At 37.9% G+C, this 23,584-nt stretch carries 16 protein-coding genes; 12 read left to right on the plus strand and 4 right to left on the minus strand.

Translation table 11 applies throughout. The features are described from left to right. Positions 1 to 19 precede the first annotated feature (19 nt). Entirely contained in the window at positions 20 to 1,102 is a 1,083-nt protein-coding gene (locus VL047_RS01890; RefSeq protein ID WP_325357947.1) for an AI-2E family transporter, read from the plus strand. Between the two features lie 6 nt (positions 1,103 to 1,108). Here the strand turns inward: VL047_RS01890 and VL047_RS01895 are convergent, their stop codons facing one another. Further along, positions 1,109 to 1,717 (minus strand): hypothetical protein, encoded by a 609-nt coding sequence (locus VL047_RS01895; RefSeq protein WP_325357949.1) that lies wholly within the window; start codon positions 1,715 to 1,717, stop codon positions 1,109 to 1,111. A 218-nt stretch (positions 1,718 to 1,935) separates the two neighbouring features. On the opposite strand from VL047_RS01895, the gene VL047_RS01900 reads away from it, so the two are divergent. From VL047_RS01900 to VL047_RS01915, 4 genes are all read left to right on the plus strand, one after another. Further along, positions 1,936 to 2,154 carry a hypothetical protein gene (locus tag VL047_RS01900; protein ID WP_325357951.1) on the plus strand — a complete coding sequence of 73 codons (219 nt, stop codon included), beginning with the start codon at positions 1,936 to 1,938 and terminating at the stop codon, positions 2,152 to 2,154. A 142-nt stretch (positions 2,155 to 2,296) separates the two neighbouring features. Next, on the plus strand, positions 2,297 to 3,925 hold the full coding sequence (locus VL047_RS01905; protein ID WP_325357953.1) for a PAS domain S-box protein: 1,629 nt from the start codon (positions 2,297 to 2,299) through the stop codon (positions 3,923 to 3,925). 44 nt (positions 3,926 to 3,969) lie between these two features. After that, positions 3,970 to 4,620, plus strand: a complete 651-nt coding sequence (locus VL047_RS01910; RefSeq protein ID WP_325357955.1) for a response regulator transcription factor — start codon at positions 3,970 to 3,972, stop codon at positions 4,618 to 4,620. 146 nt (positions 4,621 to 4,766) lie between these two features. Further along, positions 4,767 to 5,030, plus strand: a complete 264-nt coding sequence (locus tag VL047_RS01915) for a hypothetical protein (RefSeq protein WP_325357957.1) — start codon at positions 4,767 to 4,769, stop codon at positions 5,028 to 5,030. On the opposite strand, the gene VL047_RS01920 is transcribed toward VL047_RS01915, so the two are convergent. After that, positions 5,027 to 6,547 (minus strand): PAS domain S-box protein, encoded by a 1,521-nt coding sequence (locus tag VL047_RS01920; RefSeq protein WP_325357959.1) that lies wholly within the window; start codon positions 6,545 to 6,547, stop codon positions 5,027 to 5,029. The genes VL047_RS01915 and VL047_RS01920 overlap by 4 nt on opposite strands. A gap of 65 nt (positions 6,548 to 6,612) precedes the next feature. Then, a complete protein-coding gene (locus tag VL047_RS01925) occupies positions 6,613 to 6,837 on the minus strand; it encodes a hypothetical protein (protein ID WP_325357961.1) in 225 nt (74 codons plus the stop codon). A gap of 233 nt (positions 6,838 to 7,070) precedes the next feature. Between VL047_RS01925 and VL047_RS01930 the strand changes: the two genes are divergently transcribed. The 7 genes from VL047_RS01930 to pdeM all read left to right on the plus strand — a co-directional run bounded on the left by VL047_RS01930 (position 7,071) and on the right by pdeM (position 14,872). Continuing rightward, on the plus strand, positions 7,071 to 7,304 hold the full coding sequence (locus VL047_RS01930) for a hypothetical protein (protein WP_325357963.1): 234 nt from the start codon (positions 7,071 to 7,073) through the stop codon (positions 7,302 to 7,304). A gap of 31 nt (positions 7,305 to 7,335) precedes the next feature. Beyond that, positions 7,336 to 8,415 carry a mechanosensitive ion channel family protein gene (locus VL047_RS01935; RefSeq protein ID WP_325357965.1) on the plus strand — a complete coding sequence of 360 codons (1,080 nt, stop codon included), beginning with the start codon at positions 7,336 to 7,338 and terminating at the stop codon, positions 8,413 to 8,415. Between the two features lie 180 nt (positions 8,416 to 8,595). Continuing rightward, on the plus strand, positions 8,596 to 9,132 hold the full coding sequence (locus tag VL047_RS01940; RefSeq protein WP_325357967.1) for an RNA polymerase sigma factor: 537 nt from the start codon (positions 8,596 to 8,598) through the stop codon (positions 9,130 to 9,132). Between the two features lie 53 nt (positions 9,133 to 9,185). Beyond that, on the plus strand, positions 9,186 to 10,190 hold the full coding sequence (locus tag VL047_RS01945; RefSeq protein WP_325357969.1) for a ligase-associated DNA damage response exonuclease: 1,005 nt from the start codon (positions 9,186 to 9,188) through the stop codon (positions 10,188 to 10,190). After that, positions 10,187 to 11,794 (plus strand): ATP-dependent DNA ligase, encoded by a 1,608-nt coding sequence (locus VL047_RS01950; RefSeq protein ID WP_325357971.1) that lies wholly within the window; start codon positions 10,187 to 10,189, stop codon positions 11,792 to 11,794. Before VL047_RS01945 ends, VL047_RS01950 begins: the two co-directional genes overlap by 4 nt. Beyond that, a complete protein-coding gene (locus tag VL047_RS01955; RefSeq protein ID WP_325357973.1) occupies positions 11,787 to 14,231 on the plus strand; it encodes a ligase-associated DNA damage response DEXH box helicase in 2,445 nt (814 codons plus the stop codon). Before VL047_RS01950 ends, VL047_RS01955 begins: the two co-directional genes overlap by 8 nt. Further along, positions 14,228 to 14,872: a ligase-associated DNA damage response endonuclease PdeM gene (gene pdeM, locus VL047_RS01960; RefSeq protein WP_325357975.1), complete on the plus strand. Its 645-nt coding sequence runs from the start codon at positions 14,228 to 14,230 to the stop codon at positions 14,870 to 14,872. Before VL047_RS01955 ends, pdeM begins: the two co-directional genes overlap by 4 nt. Here pdeM and VL047_RS01965 read toward each other — a convergent pair. Beyond that, positions 14,865 to 23,570, minus strand: coding sequence for a GH36-type glycosyl hydrolase domain-containing protein (locus VL047_RS01965; protein WP_325357976.1), 8,706 nt, complete (start codon positions 23,568 to 23,570; stop codon positions 14,865 to 14,867). The two genes, pdeM and VL047_RS01965, sit on opposite strands and share 8 nt — an antisense overlap. Positions 23,571 to 23,584 lie beyond the last annotated feature (14 nt).

Below are 23,584 nucleotides of genomic sequence, written 5' to 3' on the forward strand. Positions count from 1 at the left end.
TATAATGGAAATCTGCACTATGATGGGAAAACTACAACATTCTGTATACGCATTGTTATTTATTTCTTTAAGCGTTACTATATTATATGTCTCTCGCGAATTTCTAATTCCTTTAACTTTAGCAGGCATTCTCGCTATGCTGTTTGTCGGTTTATGTGATAAATTAGAGAAAAAAGGAATAAGTCGAGCACTTTCGGCCCTCATTGCAGTAATTTTATTACTACTAGGAATTGGTACCATTGTTTTTTTGCTTACCTGGCAGCTTAATGACTTAACTACCAATATAGATGGTATGAAACAACGATTGATATCACTCTTCCAAAATTTGAAAGATTGGATCAATGAGAGTTTCGATATATCTTCAAACCAACAAGATGAAATCATCAAAGAACAGGGAGGCAGTTCTGAGGGAGCTGGAAGTATGCTGGCTAGTTTTGCAACGGGTATGCTTGATGCCTTAGTTAATATGATATTGATAATAGTATATATTTACTTGTTCTTATACTACCGTTCCCGTATTAAAAAATTTATATTAAAACTTGTACCTTTTAATCAAGAACAAAAGGCTAAGAAGGTACTTCAGCAATCTACCCGGGTTTCTCAACAATATCTGAGTGGATTAGCTCTTATGATCCTTGCTTTATGGATTATGTATGGCATCGGATTCACTCTTGTAGGTGTAGAGAATGCATTGTTCTTTGCAATTCTATGTGGCATATTAGAAATTGTTCCCTTTGTAGGCAACATAACCGGTACATCTATTACTGTTCTTGCAGTTATAGCGCAAGGCGGACAAACTGATCAGATTATTGGTGTTATTGTAGTATATTTAATTGTTCAGTTTCTTCAGACTTATATATTGGAGCCATTAATAGTTGGTGAACAGGTAAATATTAATCCACTTTTTACGATTATGGTTTTAGTATTGGGAGAATTAATCTGGGGTATTGCAGGAATGGTATTGGCTATTCCTTTGCTTGGTATCGTTAAGATAATTTGTGATAATATCCCTGCTCTAATGCCTTATGGCTATTTGATAGGTACAGATAGGAAGAAGAAAACAAATCTTATCGATAAGATAAAAAGTAGCTTTTCGAAGTAGGAGTTATTACCTTGTCCTATCTACTAAACCTTCAATCAAACTCTTCCATTGAGAGAAAGATAATCCGAATTTAGCAGCTAAACCCACAATAATATTTCGAAGTCTATTTGTCAGTTTGCTTGCATCTTCATTTATTAACTCGTTTCTGCCATGGTATTCTGCCTTCACAAGTAGGTTCTGCCGTTTAACTAATAATGTAGAAGTTGCCATACTTTTAAAAAAATGCGCTATTTCATCATTATCCTCTTCTGGGTTTGAAGTCGGACGCAAAGTTATTGAGCAAAGCTCCTCATTTTGCAAGGCATTTTTTTCTTCTGTTATTTCTTCAACTTTGACCCAATCAAAACCACTACCTGATGAGTTTCCCGGCCCGGGTATATCAATGCGAATCAAATCGTTTTCCCGCATTTCTCGTAATATTTCTCGACCGATACCATCTGTTAAAACAAAAGTAGCCGCTGGTATTTTAGCAATATCATACCATTCAAAAGACCTTAATAAACGTTTTCTAACGATTTTAAAGAATTCCTTTGATTCCTGATCATTATCAAATGACGTTTCAGCATGAAGGTCTAATTGTTTTCCTGTGTATTGTGGTGGAGTTGGATCTTCCATTGTAAATAAAATTATATTAATTCCTCATTATGAGATTTGGTTCTTTAATAACTTGTAAAGAAGGGTTTGGTTTCTCTTTTTAAATAAATTAGGTATTTATAAAAAATGGTACAGTATTTTATACTCATCCATGTGGTAAATACCCCTTTTTGAATATTAATATAACCTATTGATACAATGCGTGTTACTAATTTATTATTAATTTAAAACTAAATAAAATGAAAAAATTAGTCTTATGTGCAGTAATTGCTGCTTTTGCCTTCAGTATACAAGCATGCAATAGCACAAGTCAAAATGATGATGGAATGAATAATTCAGATAGTCTTTATAATAATGATAACATGAATGTGCCGCCAGCGGATACAACCGGTATGGGCTCTATGCAAGATTCAATAGACAGTACCAACCAATTGGATACAATTGGAAGGGGCTTGTAGGGTTGAAGATGAAGAAAACAGAATAAAATTGGAGAAAGCAATCTTTCCATGTTTTATTCTGTTTTCTTATTACGATAAAACATTCTTACATGGAGATTGTTCATTACCTGTGAATAAAAACAATCGTTTTTAAAAATCAGGAGTGGCTAAACAACGTAATATTTCAGCAGAGGAAATTAGGGCTATGTTATTAAAGAAGTCCGAAAATAAAGAACATAACCACACTGCGGTTGGCAATATAAACAGGATTTTATCAGAAGAGGAGATTTCTGTACTTTTAAAAAAGCTTAATGTTTATCAGGTTGAACTAGAAATGCAGAATAGTGAACTCCAGGTTTCCTATGATACACTTGATGCCGAGCGTGAGAAGTTTGCTAGTTTATATGATTCTGCTCCGATAGGCTATTTTATTATAGATCATTTAGGGATGATAGAGGAGGTTAATCAAACAGGCATTAATTTTCTTGGTCTTTCTAAGTTTATTTTAAAAAATAAACGGTTTCAAAGCTTTGTCTGCCCTCAGCATCTCGAAAAGTTTTATGACTTTTTGAATAAAATGCAAAATTCAAATGAGAAGATAAACACTGAGGTTAAATTAATGTTGGCTAACCAGCGAGTTTTATATGTCCGGTTAGAAGGAACAATTATCCCGAATGTTACTACTTCCACTATTAAATATTATATAACCGTAATTGATATTACTGAAAGCCGCAATGCTCAACAATTGTTAAATGAAACAAAAGAACGGCTAGAGATGGCTCTGAAAGCCTCCTCAATGGGAATCTGGAGTATTAAGAATGCTAGCGGTAGAATTGTACTGGATGAATACAGTCATAAAATATTAGATTTAGACCCTTGGCAATTTAATGGAACATTAAAATCATTCTTTTTATTAATTCATCCTGAAGATCACCAAAAGGTTAGTAATAGTTATATGTACTGTTTGAATAACTCCACCGAAATGGATCTTGAATTTCGGGTAATTACACAAAATGGTACTATAAAGGATATAGCAACCAAAGGTCAGCAAATAATTGTTTCTGAAGAGAATAAATTTTTTGCTGGTATTATCATGGATATTACCGAGCGCAAGCGATTGCTAAGAGAAGCTGAAAATTTAAAATTAGAGCAACAAAGAACGATACTTTCAGCAACATTAGATGCACAGGAAAGAGAGCGCTTCAGAATTAGCAGGTCACTTCATGATAGTGTTTGTCAGGTACTGTATGGTATCCGGTTAAACTTACAAAGTCTGGAGTATTATAAAAGGCATAAAAAGGAATTCGAAAATGTAGATCAGCTAATAGATCAGGCTATACGGGAAACTCGTGAGATTTCCTATGAACTCACCCCGTCTGTGCTTAAAGACTTTGGTTTCTACGCGGGTATCAAAGAAATGACTACTCGCTTAAGTACACCGGAGTTTTTAATCAAAGCTAACATCAATAAAAATATCGATCAAAGTCATCCAACTATTCAGTTGTATGCCTTTCGAATTATACAGGAATTAATAAATAACTGTATAAAGCATGCTCACGCAACAGTAGCAGAAATAGCCGTTCGTCAGCGGAATGATTTAATAACTATCGTTGTATCCGACAACGGAGAAGGTTTTACAACTGATTTAGCAGATGCCTTAAGAAATGGCTCAGGTCTACGAGGAATTAAAAATCAGGTATTCCTTTTAAACGGTAATATAGATTTTAAAACAACTGACAGTGGTACAACTATAACTATTGTATTTAATAAAAACATTTACCTGTCTGAATAGGTATATTAAAGAGGGTTGCACGAACTACAAAATATAGAAGAAAGATGTTAAAAATTATATTAGCAGAAGACCACAATATTGTTCGTAACGGAATAAGAGCTTTATTAGAATCCGAGGGCGGTATTAAAGTTGTAGGAGAAGCAACAAACGGCCAGAAGGTTCTTAATATAATCGCAAAAGAGGACCATATTGATCTGGTGCTGGCAGATATTAATATGCCTGTGATGGATGGGATTGAACTGATTAAAAATCTGAAAGCAAACTATCCTAAAATTCGATTGGTTATTCTATCTATGCTTGACAATGAAAAATATGTGGCTCAAGCATTTTCCGAAGGAGCCTGTGGATATCTGCTTAAGAGTGTAAGTGCAGATGAATTAATTTTTGCTATAAAGCATGTAAGTGGCGGAGGTAGGTATTTATGTTCAGAATTATCCATAAAAATGCTCGAAAGGTTGATGCATTCTCCTTTATCTAACCAAACAGTATTTGAAGATGCAATAGATTTTTCTTCCCGTGAAATTGAAGTTTTAAATTTAATTGCAGAAGGCTTGACCAATCATGAAATGTCCGAAAAATTGTTCCTTAGTAAACGAACAATTGAAGGCCATCGGCAAAGCTTGATAGAAAAAACCGGTTCTCGAAATACGGCTGCACTGATTCGCTATGCTGTGTTAAACGGATTAGTCCAATAAATACGTGCATCACTGAGTTTTTCACCCGTATTTTCTGTAATAAATACGTGAAAACACACCATTAAAGCCTTTAAATAATGTTTTCAGCGCTCCGTTAATTGCTACGGCATAATCTTTGGTATTTATAATCTTGTAAAACCTAAATTATGAGAGTTCAAACTATCAAGGATTCAGAAGTATCAGAAAAGAAAAAAATAGCCATTGCGGCGAGTCTTACAGCTGTGGTTGTTATCCTCGTTATAGCCTATAAAAAATTTCAACCTAAACTTCTTAAATTTCTTGGAACTAAAAAATATCATAGTAATAAAAGAAACCGAGCTTTTAATGACGAAGTAGACTATAATGAATACATCGAAATGATGCTTGAAAGACAGGAAAATTATGAAAACCAGGCAAGTTTATGGATTTAAGCTTTGGTGTTAATAGGTATAATAAAATTGAAAGTTGAACCTTGATTCACTTCACTCTCAATGAACAACTTCCCTTGGTGACGTTTTAAAATCTCAGTTGCGATAAATAAGCCAACCCCCAGTCCGGGAAAACGCATGGTGTTATCTATCCGGTAATAGCGTTCAATAAGACGTTCCAAAAATTCTGCAGGAATTCCGATACCATAATCTTTCACTGAAACTATTAGATTATTCCCTTCTTTTACTGATTTAACTTCCACTTTATCAGCATCAGGTGAGTATTTTATCGCATTGGTCAGTAAATTATTCACCACCTGTTCTAATCGTACTTGGTCTCCCAATAGCAATACATCAGCTGTGTCTTTAACAATGATTTGATGAGTACTTGATAGGAATTGAACATTTCTGACGCTTCTTCTTATAATATCATTAAAGTGGATAAGCTCCATATTATAAGGAAGTTTTCCCGCCTTAATTTTAGAAACATCCAATAGATCGTTTATTAGGTTCTCTAAACGAGAAATGCTTTGCAAAGCGCGTTTTAGAAGATCTTCTTCTCTGGGACTAACATCTAAAGCTTTCCCAAGAAGCTGTATATAGGCTTTTGCACTTGTTAAAGGTGTTTTTAACTCATGGCTGGCAAGGCCCATAAACTCATCTTTCTGTTGATTAAGAATCTCAAGTTCCTTAGTATATTTCTTTATTTTGTTTCTTGAAGCAATCTGTTCGCTGATATCGCGCGCAATTTTAGAAGCACCGATTATCACTCCTTCACGATTTTTTATTGGAGAAATCGTAAGCGAAATTTTGATGATCTTTCCGTCTTTTCGTAGCCGGTCGGTTTCATAATGACGCACCTGCTCTCCTCTGCTTATGCTTGCAAGAATCTCATCCTCTTCATTGTATCTATTCTTGGGAATTAGTAATTTAATGGATTTGCCAATGATTTCTTCAGGTTCATATCCAAACATTTTTGTTGCTGATTCATTCCAGCTGGTAACTATTCCCTGTAGAGTTTTACTGACTATAGCGTCATCTGAAGAAGTAATGATATTGGCCAGCATGGATTGCATAGCCTCGTCATTTTTTTGTTTTGTAATATCTACCAAGGTATTATTGGCACCAATAATATTATTGTTGACATCAAAAACAGGTTGAGGGTATACTAAAACATTGCGAAAGCTATGATCCGGACGTTCTATAATGATTTCTACATCTTTATAAGTTTCTCCCAAATGGAGACACATGGCCATCGGGCAAATTTCCAATGGCATGGAAGTGCCGTCGGGGTAATATTTTTTCATTGAGCCGCACCACATATCTACTCCAATTTCAGGAGTTCGGCCCCAGAGCTCTACAGCTGCTTGGTTAAAAAAAGTAATGTAACCCTCAGCATCACATGTGTAGAAGGCTATTGGTAGATGTGAAAATAAAGATATAGGTTGTAAACCAGCAAATTCTACAGTTTGTGGTTTATGACTCGGTCCATCTTGACTGATTTTGGCATCTTTTTCCATGTATAGACATCTTCACGTAAGTTTAAAAAATATTATCAAAAGAAAAAAATAAATTTAACATCGTGTCAACCTTCATCTTCTCCACGATCGCTCAGATCTTCTCGATTACGTTCTGCATCCTTTAAATTGGACTCTCTACCCTTAGCTGTACTTTCTTGTCCATTCTCACCATCCTCATTAAATGGTTCAGTTTCATCCTCCCTTTTGTTTAAACTTTCTGTTGCATTCATGTCTTGATTGCTGATATTACGTTCTTCTTGATCATCCCATTCCTGTTTTTTCTGTTCCATAAATTTGTGTTTATTGTTATTTAAAAAGGAACACGTATGGGAGAATGAAGTTTTAAGTTTTAATTTCTTTTTTATTCACTCAATAAAGCCGTTCCCAGATAAATGCTATCTGCTTGCCTGCTTCCATCCATCGCAAAAGGTGCTGTATAAACATGATAATAAGATTTGCTTTTCCGGAATGAAAAAACAAAGCAGTTAAGCTGTTGTTGTTTTTTTAATAAATGAAGATTATCATGGCAAAAGAAAATAAACAACCACAAGAATCACATGGACGTGATATACGCTTACCTAAAAACCCGGAATCAAGGGAAGAACAACATGAAAAGTCTGTTAAAAATACTGAAAAAAGATACGAAGCGGAGAGTCCGGCCGATCCTTATGAAGAGCCTTCAGAAGAAATTCAAGATAGAGCGCAGGATAATATCGACTATGTAGAAAATGATATGAATGAAGACGACCTTCCGTAGAATAGATTAAAGACTAACAAATATTAAAATTGTGATTGATTATCTAACTAAATTATCTGTTAGAACGCCAGATCTGCTTTGGAATACAGCGATTATTGTATTTTCCATATTGGTAGGTGTTCTTATAAAAAGTATTCTTGAACCCATTATAAAGAAGTATTCGAATACAGAGCAAGGCTATTCTATTATAAGGTCCTCTATTAAGCATTTTCGCTTAACTTTTACTTTCTTTATACCCTTGCTTATTTTCAATGCATTATTGCCTTTAATGAAGATTGAGCCAGCAACACATACATTTTTTCAAAAGGCCATCGAAATAGCATTAACTGTCTGTTTTGCAGTTATACTAATACGTACTATACGAATTGTTGAGGATTATCTTTATTATCGGCATGATTATACGAAGGCCGATAATTTAAGGGAAAGAAAGTTAAGAACGCAGATCCAGTTTATCAGAAAGCTGCTGGTAGCAATCATTGTTATTATCACCATAGCCATTATTCTTTTGAGTTTTGAAAGTATGCGGAAGATTGGTGCAGGTCTGTTAACTGGTGTTGGTGTTGGTGGTATTATCATTGGTTTTGCCGCTCAGAAATCCCTTGGAAATCTTTTGGCAGGTTTTCAAATTGCCTTTACTCAGCCAATGAGAATTGATGATGTTTTGATTGTTGAGGGTGAATGGGGAAAAGTTGAAGAAATAACACTTACCTATGTGGTTGTTAATATATGGGATAAGAGGCGGCTTATTCTTCCTATTCAATACTTTATAGAAACACCCTTTCAAAACTGGACACGAACAACGGCTGAAATATTGGGAACTGTATTCATTTATACAGACTTCACGATTCCGGTCGGCAATTTAAGACAGGAGCTAAGTCGGCTATTGAAAGAAAATCCCTTATGGGATGGCAAAGTAGATGTTTTGCAAGTGACCGATTTTAAGATCGATGTTATGGAAATTCGTTGTTTAATGAGCTGCCGTAATTCGGGAGATGCCTTTGATCTTCGTTGTTATGTAAGAGAGAATATGATTAACTTCATTAAGAATAACTATCCAGAAAGCCTGTCGCAGACGCGTGTCGTGTTAAAAAATGCACCCTCACAAGTATAAATCCTTTACCTTTCATTCAATAGTGTTATTCTTCCCCGAACGTTGTTATAAATACCTATATTCTAATGAATTAAATACCTGATTTGTAGAAACAGGAAATCAAAAAGGAATACTTAACCGTTAAAGATCATACAAAGATTAAGAAATGTCTATTTGTATCATCTATTAAATCGTACGGAAATGGTTAATTATGAATTTGAATCAATGGTTTCACAACAGGCCTTAACGTTAAAAGCACATGCTTTAAATTTTACCCGTGATGAGCAAGATGCGGATGATTTAGTGCAAGACACGATATTAAAAGCAATTACCTATCATGAAAAATTTCAGGATGGTACCAATCTCAAAGGATGGTTGTATACCATTATGAAGAATACGTTTATTAACAATTATCGAAAAGTAGTAAGAACCAATGGTATTGTTATTAAATCTGAAGAAATCTCCTCTTCCAATTTGATGTATAGTTCTACTGAAAACAGTGGTGAGAATAGCTTTGTAATGGATGACATAAAAGAGGCTTTAAGCAAACTATCTGAAGACTATTATGTTCCTTTTACGATGTACTTTGAAGGATATAAATATCAGGAAATAGCAGATTATTTAGGTATACCCATAGGAACCGTTAAGACCAGAATTCATATGGCTCGTATTATGTTAAAGAAGTCTCTCAAACCTTATAGTGTAAAAGCCAATCCCTTTTTGTTTTCAATACGCTAAGGTTTATTTCTCCTGAAAAGTGCAATCAGATTTTTCATTTCATTAAATGAAATATGATTCAATTTAGATCAGAAGGAATTTTTTGTCCGCAAGCAGATGTTTATATTGACCCATGGAGTCCTGTAAATAAAGCAATTATCACACATGGACATAGCGACCATGCACGACCGGGCCATAAAGAATATTTATGCCATACACTTTCAAAGGAAATTCTTAAATTAAGATTAGGGAGCGAAATATCTATTCAAACCTTAGCTTATGATGAAACTATCTTTATAAATGGTGTTAAAATCAGTTTGCATCCTGCCGGACATATTATTGGTTCTGCCCAAGTGCGTTTAGAATATCAAGGAGAGGTTTGGGTAATATCAGGCGACTATAAAGTTTTTAATGATGGGGTTTCTACACCTTTTGAAGTGGTTAAATGCAATAGTTTTGTAACAGAAAGTACTTTCGGCTTACCCATTTATGATTTTGATCCTTTCGAAAAGATATATACCGATATGAATGATTGGTGGCAAAATAACTCGAAGGATGGTTTTAACAGTGTAATTATCGGTTATTCTTTGGGCAAGGCGCAGAATATTTTACAGCACCTGGAAACAAACGATACCAGAATATTCTTGCATGGCGCCGTAGCGAATATAAACGATGCGCTCCGCTTTTCCGGTTTTGATTTCAAAGGTGAAAGATTGGGAGAGAATTTTGATCGTAAGAAGCTGCTTGGAGATATTATTGTTGCCCCGATGAGTGTCATCGGTTCTCCCTGGTTACGTAAGTTTCAACCTTATAGAATTGCTGTTTGCAGCGGATGGATGGCCCTTCGAGGTGCACGACGCCGTTACGGTGTTGATAAAGGAATTGTGCTGTCAGACCATTGTGATTTTAAGCAGTTAAATTATGCTATCAGGGAAACAGGTGCAGAGAACGTTTATGTGACGCACGGTTATCAATCGATTTATGCAAAATGGCTTCGCGAATCCTATGGTCTTAATGCTGTTGAAATTAAAACCATGTTTGAGCCCAATCAAGCAGAAGAAATAGAGGAAGGGTTATGAAGTATTTTACAGAACTTTTTCAGGCAATTGATGCTTCAACAAAAACGAACGATAAGATAACCGCTTTGGTAGAATATTTTAGGAAGGCAGAAGATCAGGATAAGGTTTGGGCTATTGCATTGTTAACCGGTAATAAACCCAAAAGACCTGTTAAAACAACCGATTTACGTTTATGGGCATCAGAAATTGCAAAACTTCCACTATGGCTTATAGAAGAATCTTACTATGTAGTAGGCGATCTGGCAGAGACCTTAGCACATATTGTGGGGAATAGTGATGCTGTAAAAGGTGAGGAAATTCCACTTCATGTTGTTATAATGCAATTAAAAGACTTGCTTACTGCTCCGATAGAAGATAAAAAGGATTTTATCCAGACCTTTTGGTTAAAGGGGAATAAAGCTGAAAACTTTGTTTTTAACAAGCTAATTACCGGGAATTTCAGAATAGGATTAAGTAAACAGTCTGTAATAAGGGCCTTATCTATTTATTTGGAAAAGGAAGAAAAGGAGATCGCTCACCGTTTAATGGGCAAATGGAATCCTGCAAAAGAAACTATGAATTCACTTTTCTCTGAAGAGTCGTTGGTTTCAAAAGATTATTTACCCTATCCCTTTTTTCTGGCTTATCCCTTAGAAGAAAGTCCATCGTCGTTTTTGGGTGATATTAATGATTGGTTTTTAGAGAAGAAATACGACGGTATCCGCGGACAGATTATTATTAGGAACTCACAAGTATACGTATGGAGTCGGGGAGAGGAGTTGCTTACAGATAAGTTCCCGGAGTTTCATATCTTGAATGGCTATCTGCCGGATGGGACGGTAATAGATGGAGAAATTATTCCATGGAAGGAAGGCACGCCCTTACCTTTTGGCATTATGCAAACAAGGATTGGCAGAAAGAATTTATCAGCCAAAGCATTGGCAGAAGCTCCATTGGTAATGGTTTGCTATGATTTGATGGAATATGAAGGTGTAGATATCAGACATTGGCCATTGGAGGATAGGCGTAAGAAGCTTTTGGAACTAATTGGCTCGGAGGTTTTAGAGACACTTTTGATTCCGTCTCCTTTAGTAAAGTTGGATACATGGGAAGAGGTAGCTCATTTTAGGAAGAACGCCCGTGAAGAATTCTGCGAAGGGTTAATGATTAAGAAGAAGAATAGTCCTTATGAAACCGGCAGAAGGCGAGGGAGTTGGTGGAAATGGAAAACTGACCCGATGACGATAGATGGGGTGCTGATTTATGCACAAAGTGGTTCAGGCAGGCGGGCTAATCTCTTAACCGATTATACTTTTGCAGTTTGGGATGGCGATTTGCTAGTACCTTTTGCGAAAGCTTATTCAGGACTGAAAGATAAGGAGATCTTAAAGCTGGATAAGTGGGCACGCAGAAATACAGTTGAGAAATTTGGGCCGGTCAGGAGTGTGAAACCGGAACTGGTTTTTGAAATCGCATTTGAAGGGATTAATAAAAGTACGCGGCATAAATCGGGTGTTGCTTTACGCTTTCCGCGAATAGCACGATGGCGGGAAGATAAGCCTGCTATTGAAGCAAATACAAAAGACGATTTAGTAGCTATTTTAAACTCAGTACACAGTGAATGAACTAGCAGAACATTGGTTTAAACTTAAAAGCTGGGAACCCTATGCTTTTCAAAAGGATAGCTGGGAACAAATGGCAAAAGGGAAATCGGGCCTATTAAATGCTCCTACTGGTTTTGGGAAAACAATGGCTATCTGGTTTGGTATATTGGAGCATTATTATCTAAAAATTGAACCACAATATACCGATAAGAGAAAAGCAAAGAAGTTACACTGTTTATGGATAACGCCTCTAAGGGCTCTGTCGAGAGAGATTCATCAGGCTACCAATGCTGTAAGCGATGATTTAGGCCTGGATTATAATATTGGACTCCGGACTGGAGATACTCTTGCAGCTGAACGCAAGAAGCAAAAAACGAAACCACCAAGTGCTTTAATCACTACTCCGGAAAGTGTTCATATTATGCTTGGGACAAAAGGTTATTCTGAATATTTTGCGGGCCTTTCTGTTATTGTAATCGATGAGTGGCATGAATTAATGGGCAGTAAACGCGGAGTATTGGTTGAATTGGCTTTAAGCAGGTTGAAAGCTTTAAATCCGAAATTAATTATCTGGGGAATATCGGCTACTATTGGAAATTTAAAGCAGGCTAAAGCTATTTTGCTCGGCAACAGGAATCGAGGTGTACTTGTACGGGCAGAGTTGGATAAGAAAATCGATATCCATACCATACTGCCTGATTCGTTAGAGAAGTTTCCCTGGGCTGGCCATATGGGTTTAACATTGGCTGAAAAGGTTTTACCTTTAATTCAAAAAGGCAGCAGTACCTTGCTTTTTACCAATACACGTGCACAAGCAGAAATATGGTATCAACATTTGTTGGATATTGCTCCGGATTTAGCTGGTGTGATGGCTTTGCATCATGGCAGTTTAAGTCAGGACTTACGGAATTGGGTAGAGAACGCATTGCATGAAGGATCATTAAAAGTGGTAGTTTGTACGAGCAGCCTCGATTTAGGAGTAGATTTCAGACCTGTCGATACAGTTATACAAGTCGGTTCGCCGAAAGGGGTGGCGCGATTTTTACAGCGTGCAGGCCGGAGTGGACACCAACCCGGTGCATTAAGTACAATCTACTTCCTTCCAACGCATTCACTTGAAATTATGGAAGGTGCAAGTTTAAAGTATGCGGTTGCCAAGGGAATGGTGGAAGAGAGGATTCCTTTTATCCGATCTTTTGACGTGTTAATACAGTATCTGATTACACTGGCTGTATCGGAAGGTTTTTCAGCCGATGAGATCTTTCAAGAAGTAATAAAGACGCATTGCTATGAGAGCATTACTCGTCAGGAGTTTGATGATTGTCTTTTGTTGATTTATAAGGGTGGGAGAACGCTGGATGCGTATGATGAGTTCCACAAGGTTAAAATTATAGATGGCCTGTATAAAGTAACAGATAAGAAGATAGCATTACGTCATATGATGTCTATCGGAACGATTGTGAACGATGCTATGATGCAGGTAAAGTACCTGAATGGCAAATACCTTGGTTCCATTGAAGAGTGGTTTATTTCGAGGCTTAAGCCTGGTGATACGTTTTGGTTTTCAGGTCGCAGCCTGGAATTGATTATGGTAAAATATATGCAGGTTATTGTACGTTCTTCCAATAAGAAGCGTGGTAAAATTCCTTCGTGGATGGGCGGGCGTTTTCCGATTTCTGCGAATCTTGGTGCAGCTATTCGTTACACATTTAAAGAGGTTCATTATAAAGCTATTCAAAATAAAACTCCCGAAGTACAGTTCTTAATGCCTTTGTTTAATGAACAGGCCAGGCGGAGCTATCTTCCTAAAGAAAATGAATTATTACTTGAATATATACATACCAAATATGGCTATCATTTATTTATCTATCCATTTGAAGGAAAATTAGTTCACGAGGGGATGGCTGCTATATTAGCCTACCGACTTTCGAAAATAAAGAAATCTACCTTTAGCATAGCTACCAATGAATATGGTATTGAGCTTTTGAGTGATGAGAAGATTGCTGTCAATGAGCTATCTTTGGAGGATCTGTTTTCTACAAAAGAACTTTACTCCGATATTCAGGAAGGTATTAACACGATGGAGATGGCTCGTCGTCAATTTCGTGAAATAGCAGGAATTTCCGGACTGGTTTTTAAGGGTTTTCCTGGAAACCAGATAAAAGCCAAGCATTTACAGGCGAATTCCGGTTTGTTTTTTTCCGTATTTGAAGACTATGACAGGGATAATCTGCTGCTTCGGCAGGCTTATGATGAAGTGTTTATTTTTCAGCTAGAGATTGTTAGAATGAACGCAGCATTTCAACGAATTGAAACGCATAAAAAAGTATTAAGATCTTTGGAGCATCTAACACCTTTTTCCTTTCCACTCTTTACAGAATCTTTCCGGGAAAAATACTCGAATGAAGATTGGTTATCGAGAATTGAGAAAATCAAACAGCAATTGGAAGAGCTATGATCATTACCATAAGGGATACGCAGATTCAATTATTAGCACAAAGAGCTATTTATCTGGAACAATATAAAATATTGGTTATTGCTGACATGCATCTGGGTAAGCTGCTTCATTTCAGGAAGAAAGGATTATTCGTGCCCGCTATTACTGTTAATGAGGATTTAGAACTAATGAAAAAGTTGATTGAGGAATATAATCCTCACGAGGTTGTTTTTCTGGGTGATTTATTTCATAGTGAACAAAATAGCGAATGTGGTAATTTTTTAGAGGTGATTGCTTTATTTCCTCAGATTAAATTTATCCTTACAAAAGGGAATCATGATATTATTCCCACAGATTTTTTTAGTAATGCACAGGTAGAAATTGTTAAAGAAAGAGTTCTTGAGAATAAAATAGCCTTGAGGCATCAGTTACCGCGAAAGCCAGAACCGGATACTTTTTACATGATCGGTCATTTTCATCCGGGTTATTTGATTCATCGTAAAGCAAGGCAAACTTTTCGTTTGCCTTGCTTTTATCAGTATGGAAATGTTCTTGTTCTTCCTGCTTTCGGGAAATTCACTGGACTATTTATACCGGAATTTTCAGAAGAGGGTACCAATTATGTAATTATTAATGATGAAGTTATTCATATAGCTAAATAGCAATGTGAATTTCTGCTGTATGCTCACTACCATCATCTACCAAAGGAATGCTGTTTCCTTCACCTTGTGTATCTTCGGTTTTCCACCAGGACTTTCCATCTGTTATTTGATAAACTGTGATTTTATACGTTGAACTCTTGTAACGGTAAACGATAGAGATGGACGGCCATTCTAATGGAAAGCAAGGTTCAAAATTTAGTTTGTCTACCTGTAAGTTTATCCCCAGCATTGAATCTGTAATAAATTGATACATCCAGCCTGCAGATCCTGTGTACCAGGTCCATCCTCCTCTTCCTAAATGTGATTCGTTTGCATATACATCTGCAGCCATTACATAAGGCTCTACTTTATAAGTTTGTACAGCCTTTACATCTAAGGCATGATTAATAGGCTGAATCATGCTGAATAGTTCGTAAACCTTTTTTCTGTCCCCTAAAGCAGCGAAAGCCATGAGTGTCCAGATAGCGGCATGTGAATATTGACCCCCGTTTTCCCGAACTCCTGGAACATAACCTTTGATATATCCCGGACTTGGTTTTGCCACATTAAAGGGTGGGTCAAGTAACTGGATAATTTTCATATCCTTTTTTACGAGGCGCTTATCTAAAGAATCCATGGCTGTATTTCTTCTTTCTTCAGGTGCAGCAGAAGATAATACTGACCAACTTTGTGAGATCGCATCAATACTACATTCTGTGTTTTCTTTGGATCCTAAAGGGCTGCCATCATCAAACCAGGCCCGTTTATACCACTCTCCATCCCAAGCTGAAGCTTCAATATTAGCTTTTAGCTTAGCAGCTTCGCTTTTACAAGTTTCGGCGAAGGCCTCATCAGCATGGTTTATTGCGGTATCGGAGAATTCGATGAGAACCGTGTATAGGAAGAATGCAAGCCATACACTTTCACCTTTCCCTTTATTTCCTACCAGATCCATCCCATCATTCCAATCGCCTGATCCCATTAATGGTAAGCCATGCTTTCCAAATCTCAGGCTATGTTTAATCGCCCTGATGCAATGTTCGTATAAATCGCCACTCAGGTTGCCACTTGTTGGCAGATCGTATAAGGAGTCTTCTCCTTCGTGAAGAAGCCTGCTTTCAAGGAAGCCAATGGTTTCAGCTAAGATCTCTTTATCTCCTGTAGTTTTGACATAGCGAGAAGTTACAAAAGGTAACCAAAGCAAGTCATCAGAACAATTTGTACGAACACCCCTTCCTTCAGGTGGATGCCACCAATGTTGAACATCTCCTTCTACGAACTGTCTGGATGCATTCATAAGTATCTGCTCACGAGCGAGTTCAGGCTTATTATGCAATAATGAAAGTACATCTTGCAGCTGATCCCTAAAACCATATGCTCCACCTGATTGATAGAATCCGCTACGTGCAAATAAACGGGATGCAATGGTTTGGTAGGTCAGCCAACCGTTGGTCAGTAGATTAAGCGACTGGTCAGGCGTATCTACCTTCAGCGTATTTAAAGTTTCTTTCCAATATTCCTTTACCTGTTGCAATGATTCCAATACGGTGTCCTGCTCAGCGAATTGTTGGACAAGATCCAAGGCTCTGGAGTCGCTGGATTCATTACCTATTTGAAATATGATTAGCTTTTCTCCACCATCCAATAAGTTAAACCGTACTTGCAGGGCAGCGCAAGTATCCATATCAGAACCGATTCTGCCAGAAAGTTTCTTGCGATTCAGAGCCTGAGGGTTCATTAGATTCCTGTTTCTGCCGATAAACTCAGAACGATCAGATGTAAAGCTGAAATTATTTCCTCCATTCACTTTGAAGAAGGCAGTTTGCTCTGAAAATGCTGTATTATATCGGTTCTTGAACAGCAATGCTCCACTTGATGTGTCGTGCTTTGAAAGGATATGCATATTCGTTTTTGAACGTACATCTCCCAGAATAATCTCTAAGAAGCCGGTTGAAGATAGTTTGCGAACCTGACCCGACTGATTCTTTACCTTTAGAACGACAAACTTTATCGGTAAATCTTTATCTACAAAGACAGTCATTTCTGAGTGAATGCCATTCTCGATGTGCTCGTAGCTACTATAGCCGAACCCATGTGTGGTTATATAAGGTGTTTTCCCACCTGCAGGAAATGGAGAAGGTGACCAGAATGATCCGGTTTCTTCGTCGCGAAGGTAGAATGCTTCTCCACTGATATCACTTACCGGATCATTACTCCAAGGAGTAATGCGGTATTCGTGGGCATTAATGGCCCAAGAATAGGCCGAACCGCTTTCTGAAATTACTGTTCCAAGGATAGGGTTTGCAATGATATTTGTCCAGGGAGCAGGAGTGCCTTTCTTTCTATCTGTTATTATTTTGTATTCATCACCTTTTGGTGTAAAACCACCTGTGCCATTAAAGAAAAGTAAATCAGCTGGCAGAGCCAACTCTTGTTTAGAATCACTCTCCTGTGTGATGATTGATTTCAGTTCTAATAGGGGAGGTAATATTTTTTCTGAATTGTGCCGGTTGATTTGCTCAGACAGTGTTCCTCCATCATCTCTGATTATTACCCTTGCAACACTTTCAAAAAGAATGCGGTCTTCTGATGATATTTGATCAGCTGATTTTACAAATACTTTACCCGGATTGCTATGAGTAACTGTTGTAATGGCTGCAGAAGAAATCATTCCCATAATGTGATCCTGCAATTCATGTCTGTAAGAACCATGATCCTCATTCCAGATCACAAGATCGACAGCCAGTCCTTTTAATTGCCAGTAGGCATGGGCCTGAATCATCTGACTTACTAATTCAATGCTATCCTGATTGTCTATCTGGAGTAGAACGATGGGTAGATCGCCCGAAACAGAATGGCTCCATAAGCCAGATTGGCCCCTGAAGTTACTTTCAATTGTGCTTGAATCTGCTCTTAAATTCGGATTTGCATAAATGATTGAAGCAGCTAATCTGGCATACAATTGGGCGTCTGCCTCTGTTGCATTAATTTGTCGTAGCAATACCTGGCTGTGTGTCCATGAGAGTTCAAACGCACGTTTCTTTAAGTTTCGATCTCTGTATTTATGCATTAAGGCATCGCTGCTTTCCTTGGTTTCACTGATACCATAAATCAGATCAATTGTCGCTACCTGATTTGGTTTTATGGTTATCCGATAGCGAATAGCCATAATCGGATCTAATACAGATCCTTGATTTCCCGCCAGGGTGCTTATTTCCATGGCTTGAGGATGAGCTAAGTTTTTTCCGCGGCCAATAAACTCCATTCGATCAGTTTCAAAAGATACTTCCTGAACTTCTACTCCATGAACATCCATTAAATGGAATAAATGAGGAGGATGTTCGTCTTCAGAACGCGCACGGCGAGTACTGAAAATAGCATTGTACTCTGGTTTTATTTCAGTTTGTACAAAGAGATTACTGAATGCAGGATGTGCTTCATCAGATGCCTGACTTGCCACTACAATTTCTGCATAGCTCGTAATTTCCAACGTTTTTACAGACTGTGATTTATTGCTTATCCGTATCCTTCTCATTTCAGCATCATCTTCGGGAGACACCACAATTTCTGTCTTGGTATCTATTCCATAATCCTGTCTGAAGAACTCTACATGCCCTTGCGAGTAAGTCACCTTATAATTTGTTGCCGGATGCATGGTTGGATGATGCGTATTTGACCAGAAATTACCGGTATTAACATCTTTGATGTAGCAGAATATTCCATAATCATCTTTGGTGATATCTTCTCGCCAGCGTGTGATTGATAAATCTTTCCATCTGCTATATCCTCCTCCCGAATTGGTAACCATTACCTGATAGTGGCCATTGCTTAATAGCTTAACCTCCGGAATTGCCGTGTTTGCTGTGTTGATAGTTCGAACCTGTACATCGGTATCAATGGTGCGGATTTCGCTGATATCTGCAGTGTGGGCATAGAAAATGGAAGTCTTAGGAATACGTTCCTGTAATAATAATAGCGTAGCCTGGAATCGAAGTTCCGATACAAAGCGCTGCTGCATAGGTTTATTTAACAATACATAAGCCAGCGACAGGAAGCTCATTCCTTGGTGATGCGCCATATAGGAATTGATGATAGCATAATCTTTGCCTCGCGGAAGTCTGCTGGCTGTATAATCAACGGCTTCATAAAAACCATACTCACCTTCGAACCCTTCGAGTGACATAAACTGTAAGTTAGCACAAGCTTTACTTGGCAAGATCATTAAGGCTAACATGGTAGCGTAAGGCGCTATTACCAGGTCTTCTTCCAAACCACGTTTTAAACCTAAGCCCGGTACACCGAAAGCCTGATATTGGTAATTTAAGTTAACGTCTACATTGTTGTAGCCAGATTCTGATATGCCCCAAGGGGTTCCGCGTTTTTTGGCATATTCTATCTGCCTTTTTACAGTAGCTATGTTTGTTTGATAGAGTAGCGTGTTTTCGTAAGATGGCATTATTAATTGTGGCATCAGGTATTCAAACATAGATCCACTCCAGGATAATAGGATAGGGCCGGCATTGGAATTAGTTAGTAAACGACCCAATGAGAACCAGCTTTTCTGAGGTAGTTTTCCTTGAGCAATACCCACAAAAACTCCTAAGCGGGCTTCAGATGCCAGCATATCGTAATAACTCTCGTCTTTTCTTTGTTCATCAACATTGAAACCAATCCTTAGCAAGTCGGTCGATTTATCGAATAGGAAGTCGTATTCTACATTGCTTAGCTCTTCACATTGTTCTGCCAGTTGTTTTAGGAAGATCAGTTTTGAAACAGCAGCCGTATAGCCCTTGGTAAAAGATGATTGCAGTTTAATTAACCATTCTTTGTCTTCTGTATTATTATCCTGTGCTTTATAGTGATTAATATATTGTATAAACTCATCCGAAGTTTCAATGATAGACGTAAGAGAAAGGTTATAGTCTAACAACGATAGTTGAATGAATTGACTTGGAACAGGTAACATATCCAACCAAGGGATGTTTGTTGCCAAGTCATCTCGTATACTTTTTATTTGAAGCGACAGCCTGTTTGTCCATTTAGGTAGGTCAGTTTCATTTTCTTCTTCCCATAAGATCAGTTCATCACTTAAAAGAGCCAGATTATCGAGGTGTTTTTTTATGGTACTTAAAGAATGGCTGTTTTCTTTGATAATGGTATTCAGGAGGTTCTGAATCTTTTCTATAAGTTCGTTTTTCTGAATTTTAAGCAGATCGTTGATGATGTCAACGGTTGTTCTTATCCCTTCAAAACTCCTGTAATTAAAGATTGGATCGTTTGGAAGTGAAATAAAGCCTTGTTTAAGCGTTAATAGATTACCTAAAAGATTACCACTGTCAACAGTTGATACATACCTCGGCTGTAGAGTTAGTAGGGAGGTTGTCTCGTACCAATTATAAAAATGTCCTTTATACCGATCCATGCGTAACATGGTTTGCAGCGTATTATTACTTCTCGCTACGAATTCTCCGGCAGGAATATACCCAAAATCGTAAGCAGCTAAATTAGCCAGTAAGGCCAACCCGATATTGGTTGGTGAGGTACGATGTGCGATAACCATATCCGGATGTTCCTGCAGATTATCTGGTGGTAACCAGTTTTCTTCTGCATTAACGAACTGCTGGAAGAAAGACCATGTTTTGCGAGCAGATTTGTGTAAGAACAATGTCTGTTCTCCGCTTAGTTCAGGGCTCTCTTCTTCTTCTGGAATGCTTAAACGCCATGCAAGTGCAGGTGATATTAGCCAGAGTATCAGAATAGGCGAAGCAACATAGAAAGCCGGATAATTAGAGTACAGAAATAAAACGGTACAAACAGCGGCTAGTACAGGACCGATCCACATAGAAAGGTAGTTGGATAGGATCGTATTCTTTGAAAGGTAAGAGGATTGAGCAGAAGGTGTCCATTCCAATAATTTCTTGCCGGTAACTATCATACGCCAATTGGTAAGTATGATGGCATGTGTATAGCGGTATGTTTCATAAGGTAAAACTGCCATATCAAACATAAATCGGATTAATACATCCCTTACAGAGCGACCAACATCTGATATATGTGCCTTTAAATCGATATCTTCAGGTCTGTGAATTAATCGCAATGCTGCAGCTGCCATAACGGGCAAAAGGACAATAATAGTAACCGCTAAAGTCCAGAACCATGGATATGGCAGAATTGACCATCCTAGTAGTAATATTAGTAATAGGGAAAGAGGTAAAATACTTCGGCGAAGATTATCGAATATTTTCCATCTGGATAGGGTAGAAAGGTGGTTTTTGGTAAAATGGCCATTAGCTTTGGTAACATACGGCATAATCCATGCGCCTATCTGCCAGTCACCTCTGATCCATCGATGGTGCCGACGGACATCAGTTTCATATTCAGCCGGATTTTGTTCATATAATATAACGTCATTTAATAATCCGGAACGAGTATAACAGCCTTCCAGCAAATCATGGCTCAGGATGCGATTCTCTTGAAAGGTATTGTTTAATGTGCGTATAAATACATCGACGTCATAGATTCCCTTTCCAATAAAAGAACCTTCATGGAATATATCTTGATATACATCCGATGAAGCACGTGTGTATGGATCAATACCTGAAACGTCTCCTTGCATACGAAGATAGAGAGATGTGGCTCCTTTCGGAAAGTTTGAAGCTACTCGTGGTTGTAAGATTCCATAGCCTTCAGTAACCCGTCCGAGTTCAGGATTGTATACCGCATGATTTAGCGGATGTGCCATAGAGGCAATAAGCTTCCATGCCGCTTCGCGGGGAAGTTGGGTGTCTGAATCAAGTGTGATTACATATTTAACATTGGTTAACACTTGATAGTGACCTACGATATGAGAAAACTCTTTATTATCCTGGTTTCTTAACAGGGCATTCAGTGCAGCTAATTTTCCTCTTTTACGTTCATAACCCATCCATTTTTTTTCTTTTGCATTCCACTGTCTTGGGCGGTGGAAAAGAAAGAAGATATCAGGTTCCTCAGGTTGATTGTATTTCTCATTAAGTTCTTTAATTCGTTCACTGGCAAGTTCTAATAATGCATCATCCTGTGGTGTAGTTTCAGTATTTGCATCCGTAAAGTCGGTTAGCAATCCAAAATGTAAATTAGCTTTACGATTAGCTAAAAAACGTACTTCCAGCGCTTCAATCAACTCGTCAATATATCCTTTACCGGATAGCATGGTTGGAATAATTACCAATGTTCGATATTCATTGGGAATTCCTTTTGAAAAATCCATTCTTGGCAGAAGCGTTGGCTTTACCCAAATAGTTGCTAACCAATTTATAAAGGAAATTGCCAATTGAGCGGCTCCTGCAATGGATAGGAGAGCTACCACTGTTAATATTTTCCAATCGAAATTACCATAATTATAGGCAAGCGAAAACATGGAAGACGCACCGAGGAGAGTTAAGAAAGTAATGGAAAGAAAATAAATTGATACCGGTCTTTGTTTTGTGAAATTAGTGATCTTTTGCTTAAAGGTATATTGCATTCCGGAAGCTTTTTCGGTTTGCCTTCTTCCTTTATCAATTAAATAGTACCCTACGTGACTGCGTCTATTATCTTCTCCTTCAGAGATAGCCTGACTTTGTGCTAAATCCAACGCTTTCTGTGCAACTTCAGCCTCAGAAAGGCGAGTACCCTTGGCTATGGTTTCTACCGCATGTCTATATCTGTCACGTGTTGCAAAGTTCATTTTCGGATAGATACCGGTTACATCCTGACGAAGTATTTGGTCTACACTGCTAAGAGTTTCGACAAACTCTCGCCAGTCTGTTTTGCCAATAAACCTTAATGTTCCTATGCTGTTTCTTACAGATACCTGGTCGGTTGCTTGCTTTTGATTTTCCTGCCATACTAAATCATTGCTGGCGATGCCCATTCTTGATAGTTGCTGCTCCATCCAATTAAGCGGCAATGCCAGCGCAGGCCCCTTACCTTGTAATTTACGTGTAAAGCTGGCAACAAACGGACTGTCGAGAACAGGTTTAGAACGTGCCATATCCGCAATGGTTAACACCAGGTTAGCTGGTTCTTCCTTTACGGTATTCATCATCTTTTCTGCCCAGTAATCTGCTAGGTTATTGTCGATCATGTCCAGAGCTATTCGTTCTGAAACTCTACGAAGATTTTCAAGAACAGCAAGCCTCACCATAATTGGAATTGCCCAGAGTTCTCCTAATGTTAAAATCTTCTCTGTTTGGTAGGCGGCTATAAAACCACTCAAACTTTTTACATCTACCCGGCCATCACTGTGCGATATAATTTCCAGTACAACATCATATACGCGTGGCATGTCGGCTGAATTTCCATTCGCCAGATAGGGCAGGCCTTCACTGTATCCTTTTGGTAAATGCTTTCGTGCGATTACCACTTGCTCTTCTATCAGATAAAAGTTATCAAGTAACCATTCGGCACCCGGAGTTATCGTTTGTCCAGATCGTATACTTTCAACTAGCAGGTTTCTTACATCTAAGAGTATTTTCTCATTGTTTCCTAATCTCTTCAATAGCTTGTCAGAAGACTTCCCTTTTGATAATTTGTGAGATCTGGCTACAACTTTAGCATGATTCTCCATTTGATCAGAGTTATATAGATCTGATCGGAATGGTTCCTCATTACGTGAATTTCCAATTGAGTTGTTTCCTTGGAAATATACGCGCATGCGTGACAAGATGTCGAGAACGGTACTGGTTTTAACCTTCATAGTGATATAGAAAT

Source organism: Albibacterium sp. (genome assembly GCF_035514885.1).
GTDB lineage: Bacteria > Bacteroidota > Bacteroidia > Sphingobacteriales > Sphingobacteriaceae > Albibacterium.